18 protein-coding genes are annotated in these 22249 nt (G+C 44.6%); 16 read left to right on the top strand and 2 right to left on the bottom strand.

Annotated elements, in window-relative coordinates; genetic code table 11:
• The first annotated feature begins 140 nt into the window (after positions 1 to 140).
• The 4 genes from N5E84_RS07405 to N5E84_RS07390 all read left to right on the top strand — a co-directional run bounded on the left by N5E84_RS07405 (position 141) and on the right by N5E84_RS07390 (position 5033).
• On the top strand, positions 141 to 1394 hold the full coding sequence (locus N5E84_RS07405) for an ABC transporter substrate-binding protein (protein ID WP_026028820.1): 1254 nt from the start codon (positions 141 to 143) through the stop codon (positions 1392 to 1394).
• A gap of 458 nt (positions 1395 to 1852) precedes the next feature.
• The gene (locus tag N5E84_RS07400; RefSeq protein ID WP_116285032.1) at positions 1853 to 2848 is read left to right on the top strand and encodes a TRAP transporter substrate-binding protein; all 996 of its coding nucleotides are present in this window, start codon (positions 1853 to 1855) and stop codon (positions 2846 to 2848) included.
• Positions 2849 to 2981: 133 nt separating this feature from the next.
• Positions 2982 to 3668, top strand: coding sequence for a TRAP transporter small permease (locus tag N5E84_RS07395; protein ID WP_026028632.1), 687 nt, complete (start codon positions 2982 to 2984; stop codon positions 3666 to 3668).
• A 3-nt stretch (positions 3669 to 3671) separates the two neighbouring features.
• The gene (locus N5E84_RS07390; protein WP_019282004.1) at positions 3672 to 5033 is read left to right on the top strand and encodes a TRAP transporter large permease; all 1362 of its coding nucleotides are present in this window, start codon (positions 3672 to 3674) and stop codon (positions 5031 to 5033) included.
• Between the two features lie 49 nt (positions 5034 to 5082).
• Here N5E84_RS07390 and N5E84_RS07385 read toward each other — a convergent pair whose 3' ends face one another.
• Complete coding sequence (locus tag N5E84_RS07385; RefSeq protein WP_069211940.1) at positions 5083 to 6423, bottom strand: sigma-54-dependent transcriptional regulator; 1341 nt, start codon at positions 6421 to 6423, stop codon at positions 5083 to 5085.
• A 49-nt stretch (positions 6424 to 6472) separates the two neighbouring features.
• Positions 6473 to 8260 (bottom strand): sensor histidine kinase, encoded by a 1788-nt coding sequence (locus N5E84_RS07380; protein ID WP_069211939.1) that lies wholly within the window; start codon positions 8258 to 8260, stop codon positions 6473 to 6475.
• Positions 8261 to 8841: 581 nt separating this feature from the next.
• Between N5E84_RS07380 and tig the strand changes: the two genes are divergently transcribed.
• From tig to lapB, 12 genes are all read left to right on the top strand, one after another.
• Positions 8842 to 10143, top strand: coding sequence for a trigger factor (gene tig, locus N5E84_RS07375; protein WP_013857186.1), 1302 nt, complete (start codon positions 8842 to 8844; stop codon positions 10141 to 10143).
• A gap of 105 nt (positions 10144 to 10248) precedes the next feature.
• On the top strand, positions 10249 to 10875 hold the full coding sequence (clpP, locus tag N5E84_RS07370) for an ATP-dependent Clp endopeptidase proteolytic subunit ClpP (RefSeq protein ID WP_010317461.1): 627 nt from the start codon (positions 10249 to 10251) through the stop codon (positions 10873 to 10875).
• 83 nt (positions 10876 to 10958) lie between these two features.
• Positions 10959 to 12239, top strand: coding sequence for an ATP-dependent protease ATP-binding subunit ClpX (gene clpX, locus N5E84_RS07365; RefSeq protein ID WP_013857185.1), 1281 nt, complete (start codon positions 10959 to 10961; stop codon positions 12237 to 12239).
• Positions 12240 to 12359: 120 nt separating this feature from the next.
• On the top strand, positions 12360 to 14711 hold the full coding sequence (lon, locus tag N5E84_RS07360; protein WP_013857184.1) for an endopeptidase La: 2352 nt from the start codon (positions 12360 to 12362) through the stop codon (positions 14709 to 14711).
• Positions 14712 to 14906: 195 nt separating this feature from the next.
• The gene (locus N5E84_RS07355; RefSeq protein ID WP_026027116.1) at positions 14907 to 15179 is read left to right on the top strand and encodes an HU family DNA-binding protein; all 273 of its coding nucleotides are present in this window, start codon (positions 14907 to 14909) and stop codon (positions 15177 to 15179) included.
• Positions 15180 to 15336: 157 nt separating this feature from the next.
• Complete coding sequence (gene ppiD, locus N5E84_RS07350) at positions 15337 to 17196, top strand: peptidylprolyl isomerase (protein ID WP_019282002.1); 1860 nt, start codon at positions 15337 to 15339, stop codon at positions 17194 to 17196.
• 136 nt (positions 17197 to 17332) lie between these two features.
• The gene (locus N5E84_RS07345) at positions 17333 to 17632 is read left to right on the top strand and encodes a ComEA family DNA-binding protein (RefSeq protein WP_017044597.1); all 300 of its coding nucleotides are present in this window, start codon (positions 17333 to 17335) and stop codon (positions 17630 to 17632) included.
• 163 nt (positions 17633 to 17795) lie between these two features.
• Positions 17796 to 18476: a (d)CMP kinase gene (cmk, locus tag N5E84_RS07340; RefSeq protein ID WP_013857180.1), complete on the top strand. Its 681-nt coding sequence runs from the start codon at positions 17796 to 17798 to the stop codon at positions 18474 to 18476.
• Positions 18477 to 18579: 103 nt separating this feature from the next.
• Complete coding sequence (gene rpsA / locus N5E84_RS07335) at positions 18580 to 20250, top strand: 30S ribosomal protein S1 (protein WP_013857179.1); 1671 nt, start codon at positions 18580 to 18582, stop codon at positions 20248 to 20250.
• Between the two features lie 75 nt (positions 20251 to 20325).
• The gene (ihfB, locus tag N5E84_RS07330) at positions 20326 to 20610 is read left to right on the top strand and encodes an integration host factor subunit beta (protein ID WP_010317449.1); all 285 of its coding nucleotides are present in this window, start codon (positions 20326 to 20328) and stop codon (positions 20608 to 20610) included.
• A gap of 141 nt (positions 20611 to 20751) precedes the next feature.
• A complete protein-coding gene (locus N5E84_RS07325) occupies positions 20752 to 21027 on the top strand; it encodes a LapA family protein (RefSeq protein ID WP_017044598.1) in 276 nt (91 codons plus the stop codon).
• Between the two features lie 19 nt (positions 21028 to 21046).
• Positions 21047 to 22216: a lipopolysaccharide assembly protein LapB gene (gene lapB / locus N5E84_RS07320; RefSeq protein ID WP_026028046.1), complete on the top strand. Its 1170-nt coding sequence runs from the start codon at positions 21047 to 21049 to the stop codon at positions 22214 to 22216.
• Positions 22217 to 22249: the final 33 nt, after the last annotated feature.

Genomic DNA, 22249 nt, shown 5'->3' with positions numbered 1-22249 from the left:
CTTTCGTTACGTTAAAATTACGGTTTGTTTCAACGAAAAAAATTTTCTTTGATTAGACTAGTAGGTAAACGATCAGCACTTTAATGGTTAATAAAAGTTTGCGAATCAGGTTTGCCGAATCAAAACCAAGGAAGATGATGATGAAATTTCATAACACTCTGCTTGCTTTATCTTTCCTCTCTGTCTCTTTCATCCCTTCGACTCACGCTGGTGAAGTGGAAGTACTCCATTGGTGGACTTCCGGTGGTGAAGCCAAGTCGATAGCAGTGCTCACCGAAATGTTGGAGCAGCAAGGCCATAGTTGGAAAGATTTCGCTGTCGCAGGTGGTGGTGGTGAAAGTGCCATGACGGTATTGAAAACGCGCGCGGTGTCGGGTAACCCACCGTCGGCGGCTCAAATTAAAGGACACGATATTCAAGAATGGGCGGGGCTTGGTTTTCTCACGAACCTTAATGACGTAGCCAAACAGGGGGGTTGGGATGAAGTCGTACCACCGATGATCACCAATGTCATGAAGTGGAATGGCCAGTATGTGGCCGTGCCAGTTAACGTGCATCGCGTCAACTGGTTGTGGGTTAACCCTGCGGTACTGGCTAAAGTGGGTGCTAAAGTGCCAACCACGTTAGACGAGTTTTTTGTTGCGGGCGATAAGATCAAAGCCGCGGGTTATGTGCCACTGGCGCACGGTGGCCAACCTTGGCAAGACGCGACGGTTTTTGAAACGGTGGCGTTGAGCGTTCTTGGCTCACAAGATTACGTGAAAGCGTTTGTTGAGCTCGATATGGCTGTGCTCGCGGGCGACAAAATGGTTGACGTGTTCAGCCAGTTTAAAAAAGTTCATGACTACATTGATGTTAACTCTCCAGGCCGTGATTGGAACGTTGCGACTTCAATGGTGATAAATGGTGAAGCGGCGATGCAGATCATGGGCGACTGGGCAAAAGGGGAGTTTACCGCAGCGGGCAAAGTTGCGGGTAAAGATTACCTGTGCGTGGCCGCGCCAGGTACGGCCGATCAATTTATCCATAATGTCGATAGTTTTGTCTTTTTTGAGCTAACTGATGCAGACAATAAGCAGGCGCAAAAAGCGTTAGCCGCTACGATATTAGATCCTCAATTCCAAGAGGTATTTAACCTCAACAAAGGCTCGATCCCGGTACGCACAGATATGAATATGTCAAAATTTGACCAGTGCGCGTTGGACTCAATGGCGGCCTTTAAAGCGACGGCTAAGTCCAACAACCTTGTGCCCAGTATTGCCCATGGTATGTCGACAACTAGCTATGCCCAAGGCGCGATTTTTGATGTCGTAACGAACTTCTTCAATGATCCGAAAGCGGATCCAAAACAAGCAGCACAAAAACTAGCGAAAGCGGTGAAAGCTGCGATGTAGCCCTAACCCCCAGAGTGGGTAGGTTTTTTAGCCTGCCTGCTCACCCTCTTCTTGTAGCACACCACTTTCTGTGTGCTACTAACATAATCTGTCGGTTCTAACCAATTAGCGCGCTCTCCGATAAAGAGCTCGGGGGGAGTGCCCAAACTAGGCTTGCTGTTTGGGCGGAGGGTGCGCTTCCTTCCTGTTTCACATTTTTTTGTCATTCTCATCGCCGCCCTTTGATGGATTTAGCTGGGTGTCATTTCTCACCCAAAATTCATATTCCTTGGGTCATTTTCTACCCATTTTTGCTTTCTATCATAAGATTCTATGGGTTGTTGTTAACTGAATAGTTGGCGACACCTTATGGTTACTGGCTTGTTAATGAAATGTGTCATGTTGGCTTGTTAATTGCCTTATAGAAAACAACCAGCACCCATTGATGGGGCTGATATGTTCAATCAAGGAGAATAATAATGTTAAAGCCACTGACTTTGCTGACCGCTTCCATTCTTGCTGTAACCAGTTTTAATGCGGCCGCAAATTGCGACCCCGGCGAAATCGTCATTAAGTTTAGCCACGTCACGAATACAGATAAGCACCCTAAAGGCATTGCGGCTTCGCTGCTTGAAGAGCGTGTTAATAAGGAGATGAATGGTAAGGCTTGCCTACAAGTTTTCCCTAATTCAACCTTATACGATGACGACAAAGTATTGGAAGCCATGCTCAACGGCGATGTGCAGCTAGCGGCGCCTTCATTATCAAAATTTGAAAAATTCACCAAAAAATTCCGTATTTTTGACCTGCCATTCCTATTTGAGGATGTGGACGCAGTTGACCGTTTCCAAAGCTCGGCTGACGGTGAAAAACTAAAGAATTCAATGAAACGTCGTGGTGTGAAAGGGTTGGAGTTTTGGCATAACGGTATGAAACAGATGTCAGCCAATAAACCTCTACTCGTTCCAGTGGATGCAAAAGGATTAAAGTTCCGCGTGCAAGCATCTGATGTACTGGTGGCTCAGTTTGAGCAGCTTGGTGCAAACCCGCAAAAAATGTCTTTTGCAGAAGTGTATGGCGGTTTGCAAACTAAAGTTATTGATGGTCAAGAAAATACATGGTCCAACATTTACGGTAAGAAATTCTTTGAAGTGCAAGATGGCATTACCGAAACCGATCACGGCATTTTGGACTACCTAGTGGTGACATCGAGCAAGTGGTGGGACAGCCTACCAGTCGACGTGCGTGACCAGTTCGCGACCATTTTAAAAGAAGTCACTGAAGCGCGTAATGCGGAATCAAATAAAGTCGAGCTCCAAAATAGACAATACGTGTTGGAAGCCGGAGGCGTGATCCGCACTCTCACACCTGAACAGCGCCAGCAATGGGTTACAACGCTGAAGCCTGTGTGGCAGAAATTTGAAAAAGACATCGGTTCAGATTTGATTGAGGCAGCGCTGGCTTCAAACAAATAATCAGCCTCCAACCCCACCTTGCGTGGTGGGGTTGGACTCAACGCGTTTATTGCTCGTCTCATTGATAACTAACCTGAAGCCGTGCGGTGACCTTGAGTCAATTCCGATAATTACTATGAGAGCGATGTATCACATGGAACACTCTTTTTTCTCTAAAGTCGGCCGATTTACCGATGCGATTGAAGAAATGCTGATTGCATTCTTCTTGGGCTCGATGACCTTATTAACGTTCGTTAACGTTGTTTATCGCTATGTTTTTAACGGCAACATTTTATGGGCATTGGAATTAACCGTGTTCATGTTTGCATGGATGGTACTGGTTGGTGCGTCCTATGGGGTAAAGAAACACTTTCACATCGGAGTTGATGTGGTCATTAATATGGTGCCTGCAACCATGCGAAAAGTGTCTGCACTAGTCGCGGTGGCTTGTTGTTTAACCTTTTCTATTTTACTGCTCATCGGTTCGTGGAATTACTGGTATCCGTTTGCGACTGAGCGTGCTTGGTATGAAACCGACGATATTCCTATGCCGGAAATGCTGCAATTTCTCTCCGATTGGCTCAATGAAGGGGAGCGCTATGAAAAAATGCCGCGCTTTATTCCATACATGGCATTGCCTATCGGGATGGGATTACTCACTTTTCGCTTTTTACAAATCGCCTATCAAATTCTCAGCGGTAAGTTAGACAGAATGATTTCTGGCCATGAAGCCGAGGAAGATCTTGAAGCGCTCAAAGCGGAAATGGCACAAGTGAGCGAGACCATGTTAGAGCCGAACCGCGAAGCGACCCCGCCTATTGATTCTCGCAAGGAGCGTTAATTCATGGATATTTTACTGCTGTTTGTTATGGTCATCGGCTTTATGTTAGTCGGTGTACCCATTGCTATCTCGCTCGGATTATCCAGCGTTCTGTTCCTACTTTGGCACTCCGATACTTCTTTAGCGTCAGTGGCTCAAACCTTGTTTAACGCTTTTGAAGGCCATTACACTTTGCTTGCGATTCCATTTTTTATTTTGGCTTCCAGCTTTATGTCAACCGGAGGTGTGGCAAAACGCATTATCCGTTTCGCTATCGCTATGGTGGGTTGGTTTCGGGGAGGGCTGGCGATTGCTTCGGTAGTGGCCTGTATGATGTTTGCAGCGCTGTCAGGTTCTTCACCGGCGACAGTGGTGGCGATCGGCAGTATTGTTATTGCTGGAATGGTCAAAAATGGCTACAGCAAAGAGTTTGCTGTGGGGGTTATTTGTAATGCTGGTACATTGGGCATCTTGATCCCACCTTCGATTGTAATGGTCGTGTACGCCGCTGCCACTGATGTATCGGTAGGGCGCATGTTTTTAGGCGGTGTGATCCCCGGTTTATTAGCGGGTTTGATGCTGATTGTTGCTATCTACATTTTTGCACGAATTAAAAACCTGCCGAAACAACCTTTTGTGGGTTGGAAAGAAGCGATCTTCGCCGCCAAAGATGCCAGCTGGGGTTTGTTGCTGGTGGTGATTATTCTCGGCGGGATTTACGGTGGTATCTTTACGCCAACCGAAGCGGCTGCGGTGGCAGCGGTATACGCTTTCTTGATTGCCAATTTTGTTTACAAAGATATGGGGCCGTTCGCCGACAAAGAAAATACCAAACCAGCCTTGGTCAAAATTGTGCAAGCCTTTTTCCATAAAGATACGCAAGCGACTTTGTTTGATGCAGGCAAACTGACCATCATGCTGCTGTTTATTATCGCCAATGCATTGATATTGAAACATGTTCTGACCGAAGAGCGCATTCCGCAAATTATTGCTGAATCGATGCTTTCTGCCGGTCTCGGGCCTATAACATTTTTGATTGTAGTCAACATATTACTGCTACTTGGTGGTCAGTTTATGGAGCCATCAGGGCTGCTGATCATTGTTGCTCCATTGGTCTTCCCCATCGCCATCGCACTCGGTATTGACCCCATTCACCTTGGGATCATGATGGTGGTGAACATGGAAATAGGGATGATCACACCGCCCGTCGGGTTAAACTTGTTTGTCACCGCAGGGGTAGCCAAAATGTCGATGATGAATGTGGTGAAAGCGGCGCTACCGTGGGTGGCGATTATGTTCCTATTTTTGATGATTGTGACCTACGTGCCTTGGATTTCCACTTGGTTACCAACCACCTTAATGGGGCCGGAAATCATCACTAAGTAACCAAAATGCTGACCTGAAATTTCTATGGCTGCGGCATGTTATTAGAGCTCTATATTTTATAGAGCTCTTTGTCTAATCCGTAACGCTGCATTTTGTCGTACAACGTTTTACGCGGTACGTTGAGTCTTTCCATTGTTTCATTGATACGCCCACCACACTCAATCAATGCTTGTTCAATCACTGATTTTTCAAATTCGGCCACTTGGTCGACTAAATGGGTGGGTAATTTTTGTGATGGCTCGTTGTCGCCTAACTGAGCCAGTTTCCCCAATAGCACATAGCGCTCTGCGGCGTTGCGTAGTTCGCGCACGTTTCCCGGCCAGTCATGGCTGATTAAGCGCTGCATTTCAGGTTGAGAGAGTGCGGTTGCCGCTTTACCGTAACGAGCCGCGGCCACTAACAAAAAATGATGGAAAAGCGCAGGAATATCCTCTTTACGTTGGCGAAGTGGTGGAATATCTAATGTGACAATGTTTAAGCGATAGTAGAGATCTTGACGAAAGGTGCCTGCTTGAGCTGCTTGCTTTAAATCGACTTTTGTTGCGGCGATGACTCGAATGTCCAGAGGAATCAAGGTATTGGACCCAACTCGTTCAATGACTCTTTCTTGCAATACGCGTAATAAACGAATTTGTGCCTGCATCGGCATTGATTCAATCTCGTCCAGAAATAAGGTGCCGCCTTGTGCATGTTCAAATTTGCCAATGCGTTTGGTTTCAGCGCCAGTAAAGGCGCCTTTTTCATGGCCGTAAAGTTCACTTTCTATCAAATTTTCAGGCACTGCGCCGCAGTTCAGTGCGACGAAATTGAGCTCGCGGCGAGAACTCTGCTCATGTAACGATCGAGCAACCAGCTCCTTTCCTGTGCCAGTTTCGCCAAACAGTAGAATATCAGCCTGAGTGTCGGCGACATGAGTGATGGTGTCCCTTAACGCTTGGATGTTGCCAGTATTACCGATAATGCGTGGTCCAAGAGTTTGGCTCGCTTTTAAGCTGCGTTTTAGCTGCTGATTTTCTAACGTTAAGTGGCGTTTTTCTATCGCGCGGTGGATGGTTTCTATCAAGCGTTCAGTAGCAAAAGGTTTTTCGATAAAATCGTATGCGCCATCGTGCATCGCTTGTACGGCCATCGAAATATCGCCATGTCCTGTGATCAAAATAACAGGGACCTCAGCATCTTGATGATGAATCGAGTTGAGTAAGCTCTGGCCGCTGAGGCCAGGTAAGCAAATATCACTCACCACCACAAGAGGCAGCCCGTCGGCTTTGGCCGCCAGTAAGGCTTCTTCCGCACTGGAAAATAACCGCGCTGTGAGGTCGGCGAGCTCGAAACTTTGCGCAATGGCGATACGGATATCCGCCTCATCATCGATAAAAAATACATCACACATTGGTTGTCCTTAACTGCTTTTTATCTTTAAACCATACTTTGTCTGTAAATCACGCGCTTGGCGTAACGATCGGTAGAGAGACTGAAAATCGCGCCCCACACTGCGGTGAACTGGCTATCGTTAACTCACCGTCCATGCTTTGTATTATCTGCTGTGAAATCGACAAGCCTAAGCCTAAGCCATTTTTTTTCGTGGTGAAAAACGGTTCGAAAAGATGGGCTATTTTTTCTTGTGTAATTCCCGGGCCGTTATCATCAATATGGATCAACACTTGAGAGGCCTTGCACTGAGTGCTCAAACGAACACATTTTTGATGTTGTTCCTCAAGGGCCTGCATCGCGTTGGTTAGCAAGTTAATCAAGACTTGTTCTAGTTGGATTGGATTGACACGCACCCAAAGATCCATCGCGGGTAATTCCATTTCAAACTGAATCAAATTCGATTTAAATTGCGGTTGCATCAACTCTTTTGTCGACAAAATAATCGGTAATAATTGCGCGTTCACTTTCTCATCGGTGTTACTTTTTCGCGCAAACGATTTGAGCTGTTCACTGATTTTAGCCATGCGTTCGGTGAGCGCTGAAATGCGAGTCAAGTTGTCATCGGTCCGTTCCGGCTTACCATTGGCTAAAAAACGCCGCCCATTGTCGGCAAAACTGCGGATAGCGGCCAGTGGATTATTCAGCTCGTGACTAATACTGGCGGACATTTGCCCAAGCACAGCCAGTTTCGCTGCTTGAATCAATTCATCTTGAGTTTGGCGTAACATGCTCTCTGTTTTACTTCGCTCCGCAATTTCCGCGTGCAGTGCAGAGGTTCGCTCCATCACCAGAAACTCTAATTTTTGTTTTGCTTCAGACTGTAACTGTTCGATTTGGCGCTGTTTGAGCTGGCGGTGATGAACCAGTAATAGCCCTAAGTAGACGATGGAAAACAGCATGCTGTTGATCAGAGTAAATCCAAAGCTATCCCAGAAAATGTTTATTTTGGGCGATAAAACCCGAATGTTGAGCCCGATACTGGGCAGCGGTTTGGTTGAAACGATGAAATCGCCTTTAATCCAAGTTTGATAAGGATTTTCCCATTCGGCAACGGATGCGCTGAAATCGCCGATCAATCCGAGTGAGCGAATGGAGGTATCAAGATATTGGCGGCTATTTTGAACCGCAATTCGATCGCTCTCGCTCAGCATGGCAACACTTTTAAACAGCCACTCCGGTTGGCTGGACATGAAAATAATGTTGTTGTCGTCGGTGGCGACAAAATAGCTTTGTTTGCTCTGCCAGTTTTCCTCAATCGCGGAAAGATCCATCTTCACTACCACTACGCCAATGACATCCGCGGCATAAACGATAGGGTAGGAGTAGTAATATCCTCGTTGCCCCGATGTTGATCCTAACGCAAAATATTGGCTCTCTTGCCCAGTTATGGCCGTTTTAAAGTAAGGTCGCCAAGCGAAGTTTCGGCCAATAAATGAATGAGTGAGGTGCCAGTTACTTGCTGCGATCGTGTTGCCATATTGGTCGATGAGGTAGGTGTCAGCGGCTTGAATTACTTCATTGACCTGTTCTAAATAGCGATTAGTGATTTCAATTTGGGCGCTATTGCTGGGGCTGTGTAAAGCGTCAATGAGTTCTTTATCTTTGGCTAGCAATCTTGGGATATGTGCATATTTATCAAGTTTTGTGGTGATGTGGCTAGAGAATCGCTCTAGCTGAGCTTGATGTTCAATCAATAAACTTTGGTAGTTGTGCCGCCAAACAAAATGCGCCCCAGCCGCGGTAGACAAAAGGAATAACGTTACAAAAATAAGGTTTACTCGGCGAATATGTAGCATCCTTTCTCCATGTTCAGCGGCGCGACAAGGGCAGTTCTTTTGCGAGAGATATCCATTTTTGCAAGTGATAATGCTCCCAGCATTGACTCATAATTCTACTGGTTTTCCTTTGGGTGATGTTTAAAAAGAGCGCAATTGTGGGGTGCAAAACAGGAGCAAGATCTCTTTTTACGCTTTTGGGGTAAAAAAAGCCTCGATTCCCTTGAAAAAGCCTTTATTGTCCCCATTTCAAAACTGTGCTTTTTCACGTTGGTGGAATTTTTAGCACTTAGAAAGCAATTTAGGGTACGGAATCATCTCTCTGCGGTGATTGGCTCGACAGCACTGATTCTGGTCGGTAGAATGTCGCGTCTAAATTTTCTGTCCTGAGACTAATCAGAGATACCTTTTGTGATGCATTAGAGTCTCTAAAGATATCGCTTATTAGTCCAATATTGGGTCTTTTGGCCAATGTTGATGCTGGTTTTAATATAAGTGTTCGGATAGAGCACAACACAAGGATGCAGCCAAGCACAAGGCATCGCCTAAGTTGCGGCTCATATTGCTCAGAAATACTGGGCCAGTTTTGAGGTTTATAAATAATGCAAGTTACTGTTGAAACGCTAGAAGGCCTAGAGCGCCGTCTGAATATTACTGTTCCTGCTGCTAACATCGAAGATGCAGTTACAAAAGAGCTACGCAATATCGCTAAGAATCGTCGTTTCGATGGTTTCCGCAAAGGCAAAGTGCCTTTGAAAATGGTTGCGCAAATGTACGGTAAAGCGGTACGTCAAGACGTCATGGGCGAAGTGATGCAACGCCACTTCATTGAAGCTATCGTAAAAGAGAAAATCAACCCAGCAGGCGCACCAACATTCGCACCAGTTTCTATCGAAGAAGGCCAAGACCTTGTTTTCAATGCAACTTTTGAAGTATATCCAGAAGTTGAGTTAAAAGGTCTAGAAAACATCACTGTTGAAAAACCAGCGGTTGAAGTGAAGGAAGAAGACGTTGCTGAGATGCTAGAAACGTTACGCAAGCAACAAGCAACGTGGAAAGAAGTAGACGCAGCTGCGGAAGCGGGTTCGCGCGCGACGATCGATTTCGTTGGTTCTATTGATGGCGTTGAGTTTGAAGGCGGTAAAGCTGAAAACTTCCCTCTAGAAATGGGTGCAGGTCGCATGATCCCTGGTTTTGAAGACGGTATCGTTGGCAAAACCAAAGGTATGGAATTTGAAATCGACGTTAACTTCCCTGAAGATTACCACGCGGAAAATCTAAAAGGTAAAGCGGCGAAATTCGCAATTAAAATCAACAAAGTTGAAGTGCGTGAATTACCAGAGTTAAACGACGAGTTCGTTGCCAAATTTGGTGTCGCTGAAGGTGGCGTTGAAGCGCTGAAAGCTGAAGTTCGCAAGAATATGGAACGTGAACTTAAGCAAGCAGTAAAAAACCGCATTAAAGAGCAAGCGATTGAAGGTCTAGTAAAAGAGAACGATATCAATGTTCCTTCTGCACTGATCGATCAAGAGATCGACGTACTGCGTCAACAAGCTGCGCAACGCTTTGGCGGTAACCCAGAAGCGGCCGCTCAACTACCACGTGAATTGTTTGAAGAACAAGCAAAACGTCGCGTAGTGGTTGGCCTACTTCTTGGTGAAGTGATCAAGTCTGAAGAGCTAAAAGCTGACGAAGATAAAGTGAAAGCATTGATCGAAGAGATGGCAACAGCGTACGAAGATCCAGCTGAAGTAATGGCATACTATTCTCAAAATCAGCAAATGATGAACAACATGCGTAACCTTGCTCTAGAAGAGCAAGCAATCGACGCGATCATTGCTAAAGCACAGGTTTCTGAAAAGGCTGTTAGCTTCAATGAGCTAATGAACCAGCAACCTGCTTAATAAGCAATATGTAGCGTAGGTGGTTGACTACAGGTTAACTATTCTGCTAACAATGGTCCGTGTGATACCCATCATTCGGGCCATTTATTTTAGGGACATAACAATATGAGCTACCAAGAAAAAAACGCAATGTCGCCAATTTTTGACGCGCTAGTACCCATGGTGGTTGAGCAGACTTCCCGCGGTGAGCGCTCATACGATATTTATTCTCGCCTACTCAAAGAACGAGTGATTTTCTTAACGGGTCAAGTTGAAGATCACATGGCTAACCTTGTTGTAGCGCAGCTGTTGTTTTTAGAATCGGAAAACCCTGATAAAGATATTTTCCTCTACATCAACTCGCCAGGAGGCAGTGTGACTGCTGGTATGTCAATTTATGACACCATGCAGTTCATCAAGCCGAATGTTAGCACTGTTTGTATGGGCCAAGCTTGTTCAATGGGAGCATTCCTATTGGCTGGTGGCGCTCCGGGGAAACGTTATGTGTTACCTAACTCACGCGTGATGATTCATCAGCCGTTAGGTGGTTTCCAAGGCCAAGCTTCGGATATCCAGATCCATGCTCAAGAGATCCTTACCATCAAGCAAAAACTCAACAAATTGCTTGCTGAGCATACAGGCCAACCGCTTGAAGTTATCGAGCGTGATACCGACCGTGATAACTTTATGTCTGCTGACCAAGCTGTGGAATACGGTTTAGTCGATGCAGTCTTGCGTCACCGCGGCGAATAACAGTTCTCAGAATTGTTTAACGCATTTTGGCGTAATTTGAGTTACACTCAAACGATTAAAAGTAAAGGCTAAGAGGTTAGCGAATGACAGACAAAAGCAAAGAGAGCGGTAGTAGTAAACTGTTGTATTGCTCTTTCTGTGGCAAAAGCCAGCACGAAGTTCGCAAGCTGATCGCCGGTCCTTCTGTTTACATCTGTGATGAATGCGTTGATTTATGTAACGACATCATTCGTGAAGAGATTAAGGATGTTCTGCCAAAAAAGGAATCTGAGGCGTTACCTACGCCGCATAAGATCCGTGAACATCTTGATGACTATGTGATTGGCCAGGAACATGCAAAAAAAGTGCTCGCAGTGGCCGTATATAATCACTACAAGCGTTTACGAAACGGTGATAAAACGAGCGATGGGGTTGAGTTAGGTAAGAGTAATATTCTTCTTATTGGCCCAACAGGTAGTGGTAAAACACTGCTTGCAGAAACATTAGCTCGTTTCCTAGACGTACCTTTCACAATGGCAGACGCCACCACATTAACTGAAGCAGGTTATGTCGGCGAAGATGTTGAAAACATCATCCAAAAGCTGCTGCAAAAATGTGATTATGACGTTGCAAAAGCGGAACGTGGTATCGTCTACATCGATGAAATTGATAAGATTTCTCGTAAAGCAGAAAATCCTTCAATTACCCGAGATGTCTCAGGTGAAGGGGTTCAGCAAGCGCTGTTGAAATTGGTGGAAGGCACTATCGCTTCGGTTCCGCCGCAAGGTGGCCGTAAGCATCCACAACAAGAGTTTTTACAGGTAGACACATCCAAAATCCTCTTTATCTGTGGTGGTGCATTTGCGGGCCTAGATAAAGTGATTGAACAACGTGTTGCGACAGGTTCAGGTATTGGCTTTGGTGCGGAAGTTCGCTCTAAAGATGAAACCAAAACTATCGGTGAGTTGTTCAATCAAGTAGAGCCTGAAGATTTGGTAAAATATGGGTTGATCCCTGAATTTATCGGTCGTCTTCCCGTAACGGCTACCTTGACAGAGCTGGATGAAGAAGCATTGATTCAAATCTTGTGTGAGCCGAAAAACGCGCTGACGAAACAGTACGCAGCCTTGTTTGAGTTAGAGAACGTTGACCTAGAGTTTCGTGAAGACGCATTGCGCGCCATTGCAAAAAAAGCAATGAACCGCAAAACGGGCGCACGTGGTTTACGCTCAATATTGGAAGGTGTACTACTCGAAACCATGTATGAACTGCCATCGGTAAACGATGTCAGCAAAGTGGTTATCGATGAATCAGTCATTAATGGTGAATCACAACCGCTACTAATTTACAGCGGAAATGAGAGCCAAGCGGCTGGCGCAGAGTAAATCTCAATCAGAAATATTTAAAGGAGGTAGCAAATACCTCCTTTTTTTTATTCTGTTATTGAATCCAGTGAGTTAGCCCCCATATACTCGGTAATCAGTTGAAGCGGAAGAGAGAATAATATGAACTTGGAACGTTCCGAGCGTATCGAGATCCCCGTACTACCTCTACGTGACGTGGTGGTTTATCCTCACATGGTCATTCCTTTGTTTGTTGGCAGAGAAAAATCCATCCAATGCCTTGAAGCGGCGATGGATAACAACAAGCAAGTGTTACTTGTGGCACAAAAGCAAGCGGAAACCGACGAACCGAAAATTGAAGATCTTTTTGAAGTCGGGACAGTTGCAACGATTTTACAACTTCTGAAATTACCTGACGGTACCGTGAAAGTGTTGGTTGAAGGCCAACAGCGAGCGAAAATTGATCGCTTCATCGAGCGTGAATTTTTCTCCGCAGAAGCGCAGTATCTTGTCACTCCTGAGTTGGATGATAAAGAGCAGGAAGTCGTCGTTCGCAGCGCAATCAACCAATTTGATGGTTTTATCAAACTCAATAAGAAAATCCCGCCTGAAGTATTAACGTCGTTAAATGGGATTGATGAAGCAGCGCGTTTGGCTGATACCATCGCCGCTCACATGCCATTGAAATTGATTGAAAAACAAAAAGTTCTCGAAATTGTTGATGTCAGTGAACGTTTGGAATTTTTAATGGGACAAATGGAAGCGGAGATCGACCTATTACAGGTTGAAAAACGCATTCGTGGTCGTGTTAAAAAGCAGATGGAAAAATCTCAGCGTGAGTATTACCTCAACGAGCAGATGAAAGCGATTCAGAAAGAATTAGGTGAGATGGATGACGCACCTGATGAATTTGAAATGCTGAAGAAGAAGATTGACGATTCCAAAATGCCGCAGGAAGCGCGCCAAAAAACGGAACAAGAGCTGCAGAAATTGAAGATGATGTCTCCAATGTCTGCAGAAGCAACCGTTGTGCGTAGCTATATTGATTGGATGGTCAATGTTCCTTGGGCAAAACGTTCAAAAGTTAAGAAAGATTTGGCAAAAGCTGAAGAGATTTTAAATGCCGATCACTACGGTTTAGATCGTGTCAAAGAGCGTATTTTAGAATACCTCGCGGTACAAAGTCGTATCAACAAGCTGAAAGGGCCAATTTTGTGTCTTGTTGGTCCCCCGGGCGTTGGTAAAACGTCTCTTGGCCGCTCGATAGCGGCGGCAACAGGTCGACAATATACCCGTATGGCGTTAGGTGGAGTGCGTGATGAAGCAGAAATTCGTGGTCACCGCCGTACTTACATCGGTTCTCTTCCGGGTAAGTTGATTCAAAAAATGGCGAAAGTTGGTGTGAAAAACCCACTGTTCCTGCTTGATGAAATCGACAAAATGTCTTCAGATATGCGTGGTGACCCATCTTCCGCATTGTTGGAGGTGCTTGACCCTGAACAAAATAGCACCTTTAACGATCACTATTTAGAAGTGGACTATGACTTGTCTGATGTCATGTTTGTTGCGACATCAAACTCAATGAACATCCCAGGTCCGCTGCTTGACCGTATGGAAGTTATCCGCCTTTCCGGATATACAGAAGACGAAAAGCTGAATATTGCTAAACGCCATCTAGTGACTAAGCAAGTTGAGCGGAATGGTTTGAAGCCTCATGAAATTGTTATCGAAGATTCAGCCATTATTGGTATTATCCGTTATTACACACGTGAGGCGGGCGTACGAAGCTTAGAGCGAGAGATTTCAAAAATTTGCCGTAAAGCGGTGAAGAAAATCTTGTTGAATAAAGACATAAAAACCGTGGTAGCCAACCAAGAGAATTTAAAAGAGTTTCTAGGTGTGCAACGTTGTGATTTTGGCAAAGCCGACGACAGTAACCAAATTGGCCAAGTTACGGGTTTAGCATGGACAGAAGTAGGCGGTGATTTGCTGACTATTGAAACCGAATCAATGCCTGGCAAAGGCAAGTTGACGCAAACTGGTTCTCTGGGCGAGGTGATGCAAGAATCCATTCAAGCTGCGATGACTGTGGTTCGCGCACGCGCCGAGAAATTAGGGATTAACGCTGATTTCTATGAAAAGCGTGACATTCACGTTCACGTGCCAGAAGGCGCAACACCAAAAGATGGCCCAAGCGCGGGTATTGCTATGTGTACGGCGCTTGTCTCTAGCTTGACGGGTAATCCTGTGAAAGCGGAAGTCGCGATGACGGGTGAGATAACGTTGCGTGGTGAAGTATTACCTATCGGCGGTTTGAAAGAAAAACTGCTCGCAGCACATCGTGGTGGTATCACCACCGTATTGATCCCAAAAGAGAATGAGCGTGATTTGGAAGAGATCCCTGCAAATGTGATTGCTGATCTAAAAGTCATTCCCGTTCAATGGATTGATGAAGTTTTGAAGATCGCACTTGAACGAGACCCTTCTGGGGTTGAATTTGAAGCTAAAAAATAGTGATGTGCAGCAAAAATAAGTAAAAGATCACGCTGATAGGCTTAAAAAGGCTTGTCAGCGTTTTTTTTGGGCGCTAACGTAAGCCCCTATAGCTTGCAGCCCAGATGTAATAAGGCTTCAAGCTAGTTTGGGAACTTAATGGAACGAAAAGTCACCGTTAAAAAATAATAATGGGTGACGCAAAGGGGAATCACAGTGAATAAAACACAATTAGTAGAAAAAATCGCAGAAAACGCTGACATCTCTAAAGCATCGGCAGGCCGTGCTCTTGATGCATTCATCGAAGCCGTTAGTGGCACTCTTCAATCTGGCGATCAAGTAGCGCTTGTTGGCTTTGGTACATTTAGCGTTCGCACTCGTGCAGCGCGCACGGGTCGTAACCCTAAAACGGGTGAAGAGATCCAAATCGCAGAAGCAAAAGTACCTGCTTTCAAAGCAGGCAAAGCGCTTAAAGACGCTTGCAACTAATCAAAATCGTTATTTTTTGCGGCTTAAGCGCAAAATTAATTCGAACCTTTTGAAATTATGCGCATCCTACTGATGCGCATTTCTTTTTCTGATATTATCGCGCTATTCAATTTTTAGGCTGAAGTGTGAAGCTTCTTATCCGGAGAGCAGTTAGATTATGATGGATCGATTACGCGAAGGCGTGAACAGCATCGCGGTGAAAATTATTCTAGGAATGATTATCTTATCATTCGTATTCGCAGGTGTCGGTAGCTACTTGGTCAGCGGTGGCAGTAATGCTGCGGCTAAAGTTGGCAATAGTGAGATTGGCCGTGGTGAATTTGAACAAGCGTACCAGAACGAGCGCAATCGCATGCAATCCCAATTAGGGGATTATTTTGCTAACTTGCTCGCTGATCCTCAGTATGTCGAGTCATTTCGTAAGTCAGTGCTTGATCGTATGGTTAACGATTTATTGTTGGAGCAGCATGCACAATCACTAGGTTTACGAGTGAGCGATGATCAGGTTCGTAAAATGATTTTAGACATGCCCCAATTCCAGACTGGCGGTAAGTTTGACCAAGAAATCTATCAAGCGGCTCTTCGCCGTGCAGGTTTCTCTGCTGAAAGCTTTGCAGAATATCTACGTCGTGATCTTATCCGTAACCAGTTACTTAGTGCTATCCAAGGTAGTGAATTTACGTTGCAGGGTGAGGTTAATCAGCAAAGTGAACTGATCTCTCAAACCCGTGATATCCGTGCGCTCACATTGTCACTCAGCGACTTTGCTAAAAATGTTGAGTTGAGTGATGAAGAAATTACTCAATATTATCAACAAAATGCAGAGCGCTATACCCGTCCAGAGCAGGTTAAAGTGGCTTATATCGAGCTTTCTGCCCAACAATTGAAAGACCAAATTGTAGTGTCTGATGAACAGGCCGAGCAGTACTACCAAGAGCATTTAGACAAATACTCCACTCAAGCACAGCGTAAAGTAAGCCATATTTTGGTTCAAGGTGATGATAAAACTAAAGCGCAGGCGATTCTCGATGAACTGAATGCTGGCGCTGATTTCGCGACTTTAGCGAAAGAAAAATCAGAAGACGTAGGAAGCGCAGAAGAGGGTGGTTCGCTAGGTTGGATTGAACATGATGTGATGGACCCAGCTTTTGAACAAGCAGCCTTTGCTATCGAACAGATAGGGGATATCACAGGGTTGGTCAAATCTGAATTTGGCTATCACATTATCCGTCTTGATGATGTTAAAGCCCCTATCGCACAGCCCTACGCACAGGTTGCCTCTGAAATCAAAGCTGAAATGGTAGACCAAAAGGCCGCAGATCAGTTTTATGAGTTGCAGACTAAGCTAGAAAAAGTGGCATTTGAATCACCTGACTCTCTGGATGAAGCAGCAAACGCTATCTCAGCTAAGATTCAGAAAACCGATTTTATTTCTCAGCAAGATGCGCCTGAAATTCTTAAAAATCCAGCTGTTCTTCAAGCTATTCTAAGCCCAGAGGTAAAAGAAGATAGGCTCAATTCTGAGGTATTAGAAGTTGCCCCAGAACATGTTATCGTTGTTCGTGTTGATGATGCTCGGGAACAAATAGTTCTTCCTTTGGCTGAAGTGAAAGAGCAAGTGGTTACTCAGCTTTCTAAAGTCAAAGGCGAACAACAAGCGATTGAGTTAGCCACAAAATTGATTGATACGCTAAAGCAAGGTGACCAATCCTTATTGGAACAGCGTGGGTTAAAATTTGCTGAGTTGGAAATGATTGATCGTAGCTCTCCATTGGCGAGTACGGTGTTTTCTCTCCCTAAACCCGCTACAGATAGTGTGGTTTACGGTCAAGCGAAAGCAATGAACGGTGATATTGTTCTTGTTGAACTACATAAGGTTGAGGCTAAAGTCACACCTCAGTACAACGATCAAATTACGGCTCAGTTAGAGCGCATCGGTAGCCAACGTGATTTGGCTGCGATACTTACAACTTTGCGTAAAAATACAGACATTGAATATTATGTTGTGAGCCAATAAAGGCTAGTAATGTAATTGATATGAAACTCAAAATGGGCTGCTTATGCAGCCCATTTCAATTTCTACCTTTTTGATTCCCTCTCATTTCCAAGCTCAATTAATATTGGTACCCATTAATAAACAAGGAAATGTTCATATGAAATTGAAAACAAAACTCGGGTTGTTACTTCTAAGTATCGTATTGCCTCTTTCACCGACATTAGCAGAAGAAAAGGTGGTAGAAACGCACCAAGGCATTGAAATTACGGTTAATATAAATCAGGCTTCCGCTGAGGAAATTGCTACTTTGTTGAAAGGTATTGGACTTAAAAAAGCACAAGCGATTGTTGAATATCGTCAACAAAATGGCGATTTTAAAACCAAAGAAGATCTGAGCTTGGTGAAAGGCATTGGTGCCGCTACTGTCAGGCAAAACGCTGAGCGTATCATTTTATAAAAGTCTCTATCAAAAGCGTCGCCCCCTAAAAGCGACGCTTGTATCACTGTGAAATTTCAGTCATATCACCATTCCTTCCTAGCGCCTGTAACGGATAAGCACTATAATTTGTCGCCGACAAAAGCGAGCAAGCAAGCCGCATAAAAACTAAGTGGAGTAAATCATGTCCTCTCACACTCCGGTAATTACCGTAGATGGACCAAGTGGTGCAGGTAAAGGCACTCTTTGTATGTTGTTGGCTAAGAAATTAGGCTTTCATTTGCTCGATTCTGGAGCTATTTACCGCGTTCTTGCATTGGCGGCGATTCACCACGGTGTGGATACGGAGTCGGAAGAAGCGCTTGTTCCTCTGGCGACACATTTAGATGTCCAATTTATCGCAGAAGGCGACTTGGTTAGAGTGATTCTTGAAGGTGAGGACGTATCGAAAGAATTGCGCAAAGAAGAGACAGGAATGGCGGCATCAAAAGTAGCGGCATTGCCTAGAGTTCGTGAGGCATTATTACGTCGCCAACGAGCCTTTGCGAAAGGGCAGGGACTGGTTGCTGATGGACGTGATATGGGCACAGTTGTGTTTCCTCAAGCAGAAGTGAAAATATTCCTCGATGCCAGTGCGCAAGAGCGAGCCCAACGTCGCTTTAAGCAGTTGCAACTCAAAGGGCTAGATGTTAAATTTGACGCCCTTTTAAGCGAGATCCAAGAGCGTGACGACCGAGATCGTAACCGCCCAGTGGCCCCATTACGCCCTGCAGAGGATGCGCTATTGCTTGACTCAACCTCAATGTCTATCGACGAAGTTGTAGAAGAAGCATTACAATATGTAGAATCTAAGCTGGCAGAGTAGTTCTGCTAGGTAAGAGCGTCGGTCGCAAGGATGATGACTGGCGAATTTAATAACCCCATGCGGTAGGATACCCATGGAAGTTTAATTATTGAAGATTAAATAAATGACTGAATCTTTTGCTCAACTCTTTGAAGAGTTTTTAAACGAAACACAATTTCAACAAGGTACAATCGTTAAAGGTACTGTAGTCGCTATCGAGAATGGTTTCGTTCTTGTTGACGCTGGTCTTAAGTCTGAGTCTGCTATCCCTGCTGAACAGTTCAAGAACGCTGCTGGCGAACTTGAAGTTGAAGTTGGTTCTGAAGTAGACGTTGCTCTAGACGCTGTTGAAGATGGTTTCGGTGAAACTCAACTTTCTCGTGAGAAAGCTAAGCGTCATGAAGCTTGGATCGTTCTTGAGAAAGCTTACGAAGAAGCTGAAACTGTTATTGGTATTATCAATGGTAAAGTTAAAGGTGGCTTCACTGTTGAACTAAACGGTATCCGTGCTTTCCTTCCAGGCTCTCTTGTTGACGTGCGTCCTATCCGTGACACTACTCACCTAGAAAACAAAGAGCTAGAGTTCAAAGTTATCAAACTAGACCAGAAACGTAACAACGTTGTTGTTTCTCGTCGTGCTGTTATCGAATCAGAAAGCAGCGTTGAACGTGACGAACTTCTTGAAACTCTACAAGAAGGCACTGAAGTTAAAGGTATCGTTAAGAACCTTACTGACTACGGCGCATTCGTTGACCTTGGTGGTGTTGATGGTCTTCTACATATCACAGATATGGCTTGGAAACGCGTTAAACACCCATCAGAAATCGTTAACGTTGGTGACGAAATCCTAGTTAAAGTTCTTAAGTTTGATCGTGATCGTACTCGCGTATCACTAGGTCTTAAGCAACTTGGCGAAGATCCATGGGTAGCTATCGCTAAGCGTTACCCAGAAGGTCATAAACTATCTGGCCGTGTAACAAATCTAACTGACTACGGCTGCTTCGTTGAAATCGAAGAAGGCGTTGAAGGTCTAGTACACGTTTCTGAAATGGATTGGACTAACAAGAACATCCACCCATCTAAAGTTGTTAATGTTGGCGACGAAGTTGAGGTTATGGTTCTTGATATCGACGAAGAGCGTCGTCGTATCTCTCTAGGTCTTAAACAGTGTAAAGCTAACCCATGGCAGTCATTCGCTGAAGCGCAAGCTAAAGGCGACAAAGTTACTGGTAAGATCAAGTCTATCACTGACTTCGGTATCTTCATCGGTCTAGACGGCGGCATCGACGGTCTAGTTCACCTATCTGACATCTCTTGGAACGTTCCTGGAGAAGAAGCGGTACGTGATTACAAGAAAGGCGATGAAATCTCTGCAGTTGTTCTAGCAGTAGATGCAGAGCGTGAGCGTATTTCTCTTGGCGTTAAGCAAATGGAAAACGACCCGTTCAACGCATATGTTGCTGATAACAAAAAAGGTACTCTAGTTAACGGTACTGTTACTGCAGTTGACGCGAAAGGTGCTACAATTGAACTTGTAGACGGCGTTGAAGGTTACATCCGTGCTTCTGAAGCATCTCGTGACCGTATTGAAGATGCGTCTCTAGTCCTAAGCGTTGGTGACAGCGTTGAAGCGAAATTTACTGGTGTAGACCGTAAAAACCGCGTAATCAACCTATCTATCAAAGCTAAAGATGAAGCTGATGAGCAAGAAGCAATGGCTACTCTGAACAAAGCTGATGAAGGTGCGTTTGGTAATGCTATGGCTGATGCATTCAAGGCTGCTAAAGGCGAATAATCTAACTCGCTAAAAGGGGCCGTAAGGCTCCTTTTTTTCAGTTAGTGCCTACTTTGATAAGTAATGAGGGAAACTATGACTAAGTCTGAATTGATAGAAAGACTCTGTGCTGAGAAAACGCACCTATCTGCTAAAGAAATTGAAGACGCTGTGAAAGATATTCTTGAACATATGGCATCAACTTTAGAAAGCGGAGAGCGAATCGAAATTCGCGGATTTGGTAGTTTCTCTTTGCACTATCGTGAGCCTAGAGTAGGTCGTAATCCTAAAACCGGTGATAAAGTGGTGTTGGATGGCAAATTCGTCCCTCATTTCAAGCCAGGTAAAGAGTTACGTGAGCGAGTTAATGAGAATATCTAAAGCGATTTAGAGAGTATTCTAAAAAACGGCATACAGTTTAAGTATGCCGTTTTTTTAAGAAAGGAATCCATAATAGACATGGTTTGTAAGGCCATTTTCCTGCATAATCAGACCAGATCAATACTGGATAGGTAGTGGCATATGAAAATTATAAAAATCGTTCTAATTCTTGCACTTTTTTTGATTGCTTTAGCATTAGGGGCTCAAAATCAAGCAGTTGTGACGTTTAACTATTTGATCGCTCAAGGCGAATTTCACCTGTCTACTTTACTTGGCACTGTCTTTGTCTCTGGTTTTTTACTTGCTTGTTTGCTTGGCAGTAGCTTCTACTTCAAGTCTCAGTTGCAAGTTAGAAAGTTGAATAAGCAACTGAAAAAGCAAACAGCAGAGAACAGCTCTGTAACAAGTAAAGCGTAGTGAAATAAAGGCTGACTTGATGTTAGAAATTCTCTTCTTGCTATTACCGATTGCCGCCGCCTACGGCTGGTATATGGGAAATCGTAGTGCTCAGCAAGACAAGCAGAAACACTCTCACCAAATTTCTCGTCAGTATGTGACGGGTCTTAACTTATTGCTTTCTGATCAATCAGATAAGGCCGTTGACCATTTTATCGAGCTACTCCAAGTAGACAATGAAACGATTGACACCCACTTAGCGCTGGGCAACTTATTCCGTTCAAGAGGAGAGGTTGATCGTGCTATCCGCATCCATCAAAATCTCATATCTCGTTCAAGTCTTACTATTGACCAAAAAAATCTCGCCTTACAACAATTGGCAAAAGATTATATGGTGGCAGGTTTTCTCGACCGCGCTGAAAAAATATTTGAACAACTGATTGAAGAGCCCGAACACAAAGAAGCGGCGTTGCAACAATTGGTTTCTATTTACCAACAGACTCGAGAGTGGCATAAAGCTATCGATTACGCTTATGCGTTGGTAAAATTAGGCAGAAAAAGGATGCACAGTGTTATAGCCCATTTTTGGTGTGAACTTGCAATGCAAGAGAAGGCTGAAGGACGCGATAGCAAAGCGATTCAATATCTTAAAAAAGCGCTGTCTGAAGATCCGAAATGTGTACGCGCAACGATCTCTTTAGGTAAGCTGTATCTTGAAAATGATGACTACCGTCATACAATCCAGTATATGCAAATGGTCTTGGAGCAGGACATTGATTTTATCGGCGAGGTATTGCCTACGCTTGCTGAGTGCTATCACCATATTGGGAAAGAGGGTGAACTTGTTGAGTTTTTACGCGAGTGCATTATCAATGAAGCTGGAGTGTCAGCTGAACTGATGCTCGCACAGTTGGTGGCACAACATGATGGTGCTGGAGCAGCACAGGAACTTTTGACACGGCAATTGGTTAAAAATCCGACCATGAAGGGCTTCTACCGTTTAATTGACTACCATCTCATCGAAGCGGAGGAAGGTCGAGCGAAAGAGAGCTTGTCGACCTTGCAAAAATTGGTAGGTGAGCAACTAAAAGTAAAACCTCACTACCGATGCAGAAAGTGTGGTTTCTCAACTCATTCTCTCTACTGGCACTGCCCATCATGTAAGAATTGGGGTTCAATTAAACCTATCCGTGGTTTGGATGGTGAATAGAGTTCATGTACTGGAGTTACTGATCGACTCGAA

It is taken from the genome of Vibrio sp. J502, assembly GCF_025397955.1.
Taxonomy (GTDB): Bacteria; Pseudomonadota; Gammaproteobacteria; order Enterobacterales; family Vibrionaceae; genus Vibrio; species Vibrio anguillarum.
The sequence above is the reverse complement of the archived record's forward strand: the minus strand, read 5'-3'. Positions and strand labels throughout refer to the sequence as shown.

Coding starts and splice junctions, on each gene's coding strand:
- N5E84_RS07400 (WP_116285032.1), top strand. CDS start 1,853: ATGTTAAAGCCACTGACTTTGCTGACCGCTTCCATTCTTGCTGTAACC.
- N5E84_RS07405 (WP_026028820.1), top strand. CDS start 141: ATGAAATTTCATAACACTCTGCTTGCTTTATCTTTCCTCTCTGTCTCT.
- N5E84_RS07390 (WP_019282004.1), top strand. CDS start 3,672: ATGGATATTTTACTGCTGTTTGTTATGGTCATCGGCTTTATGTTAGTC.
- lapB (WP_026028046.1), top strand. CDS start 21,047: ATGTTAGAAATTCTCTTCTTGCTATTACCGATTGCCGCCGCCTACGGC.
- lon (WP_013857184.1), top strand. CDS start 12,360: ATGAACTTGGAACGTTCCGAGCGTATCGAGATCCCCGTACTACCTCTA.
- N5E84_RS07395 (WP_026028632.1), top strand. CDS start 2,982: ATGGAACACTCTTTTTTCTCTAAAGTCGGCCGATTTACCGATGCGATT.
- clpX (WP_013857185.1), top strand. CDS start 10,959: ATGACAGACAAAAGCAAAGAGAGCGGTAGTAGTAAACTGTTGTATTGC.
- N5E84_RS07345 (WP_017044597.1), top strand. CDS start 17,333: ATGAAATTGAAAACAAAACTCGGGTTGTTACTTCTAAGTATCGTATTG.
- ppiD (WP_019282002.1), top strand. CDS start 15,337: ATGATGGATCGATTACGCGAAGGCGTGAACAGCATCGCGGTGAAAATT.
- tig (WP_013857186.1), top strand. CDS start 8,842: ATGCAAGTTACTGTTGAAACGCTAGAAGGCCTAGAGCGCCGTCTGAAT.
- clpP (WP_010317461.1), top strand. CDS start 10,249: ATGAGCTACCAAGAAAAAAACGCAATGTCGCCAATTTTTGACGCGCTA.
- N5E84_RS07325 (WP_017044598.1), top strand. CDS start 20,752: ATGAAAATTATAAAAATCGTTCTAATTCTTGCACTTTTTTTGATTGCT.
- ihfB (WP_010317449.1), top strand. CDS start 20,326: ATGACTAAGTCTGAATTGATAGAAAGACTCTGTGCTGAGAAAACGCAC.
- rpsA (WP_013857179.1), top strand. CDS start 18,580: ATGACTGAATCTTTTGCTCAACTCTTTGAAGAGTTTTTAAACGAAACA.
- N5E84_RS07385 (WP_069211940.1), bottom strand. CDS start 6,423: ATGTGTGATGTATTTTTTATCGATGATGAGGCGGATATCCGTATCGCC.
- cmk (WP_013857180.1), top strand. CDS start 17,796: ATGTCCTCTCACACTCCGGTAATTACCGTAGATGGACCAAGTGGTGCA.
- N5E84_RS07380 (WP_069211939.1), bottom strand. CDS start 8,260: ATGCTACATATTCGCCGAGTAAACCTTATTTTTGTAACGTTATTCCTT.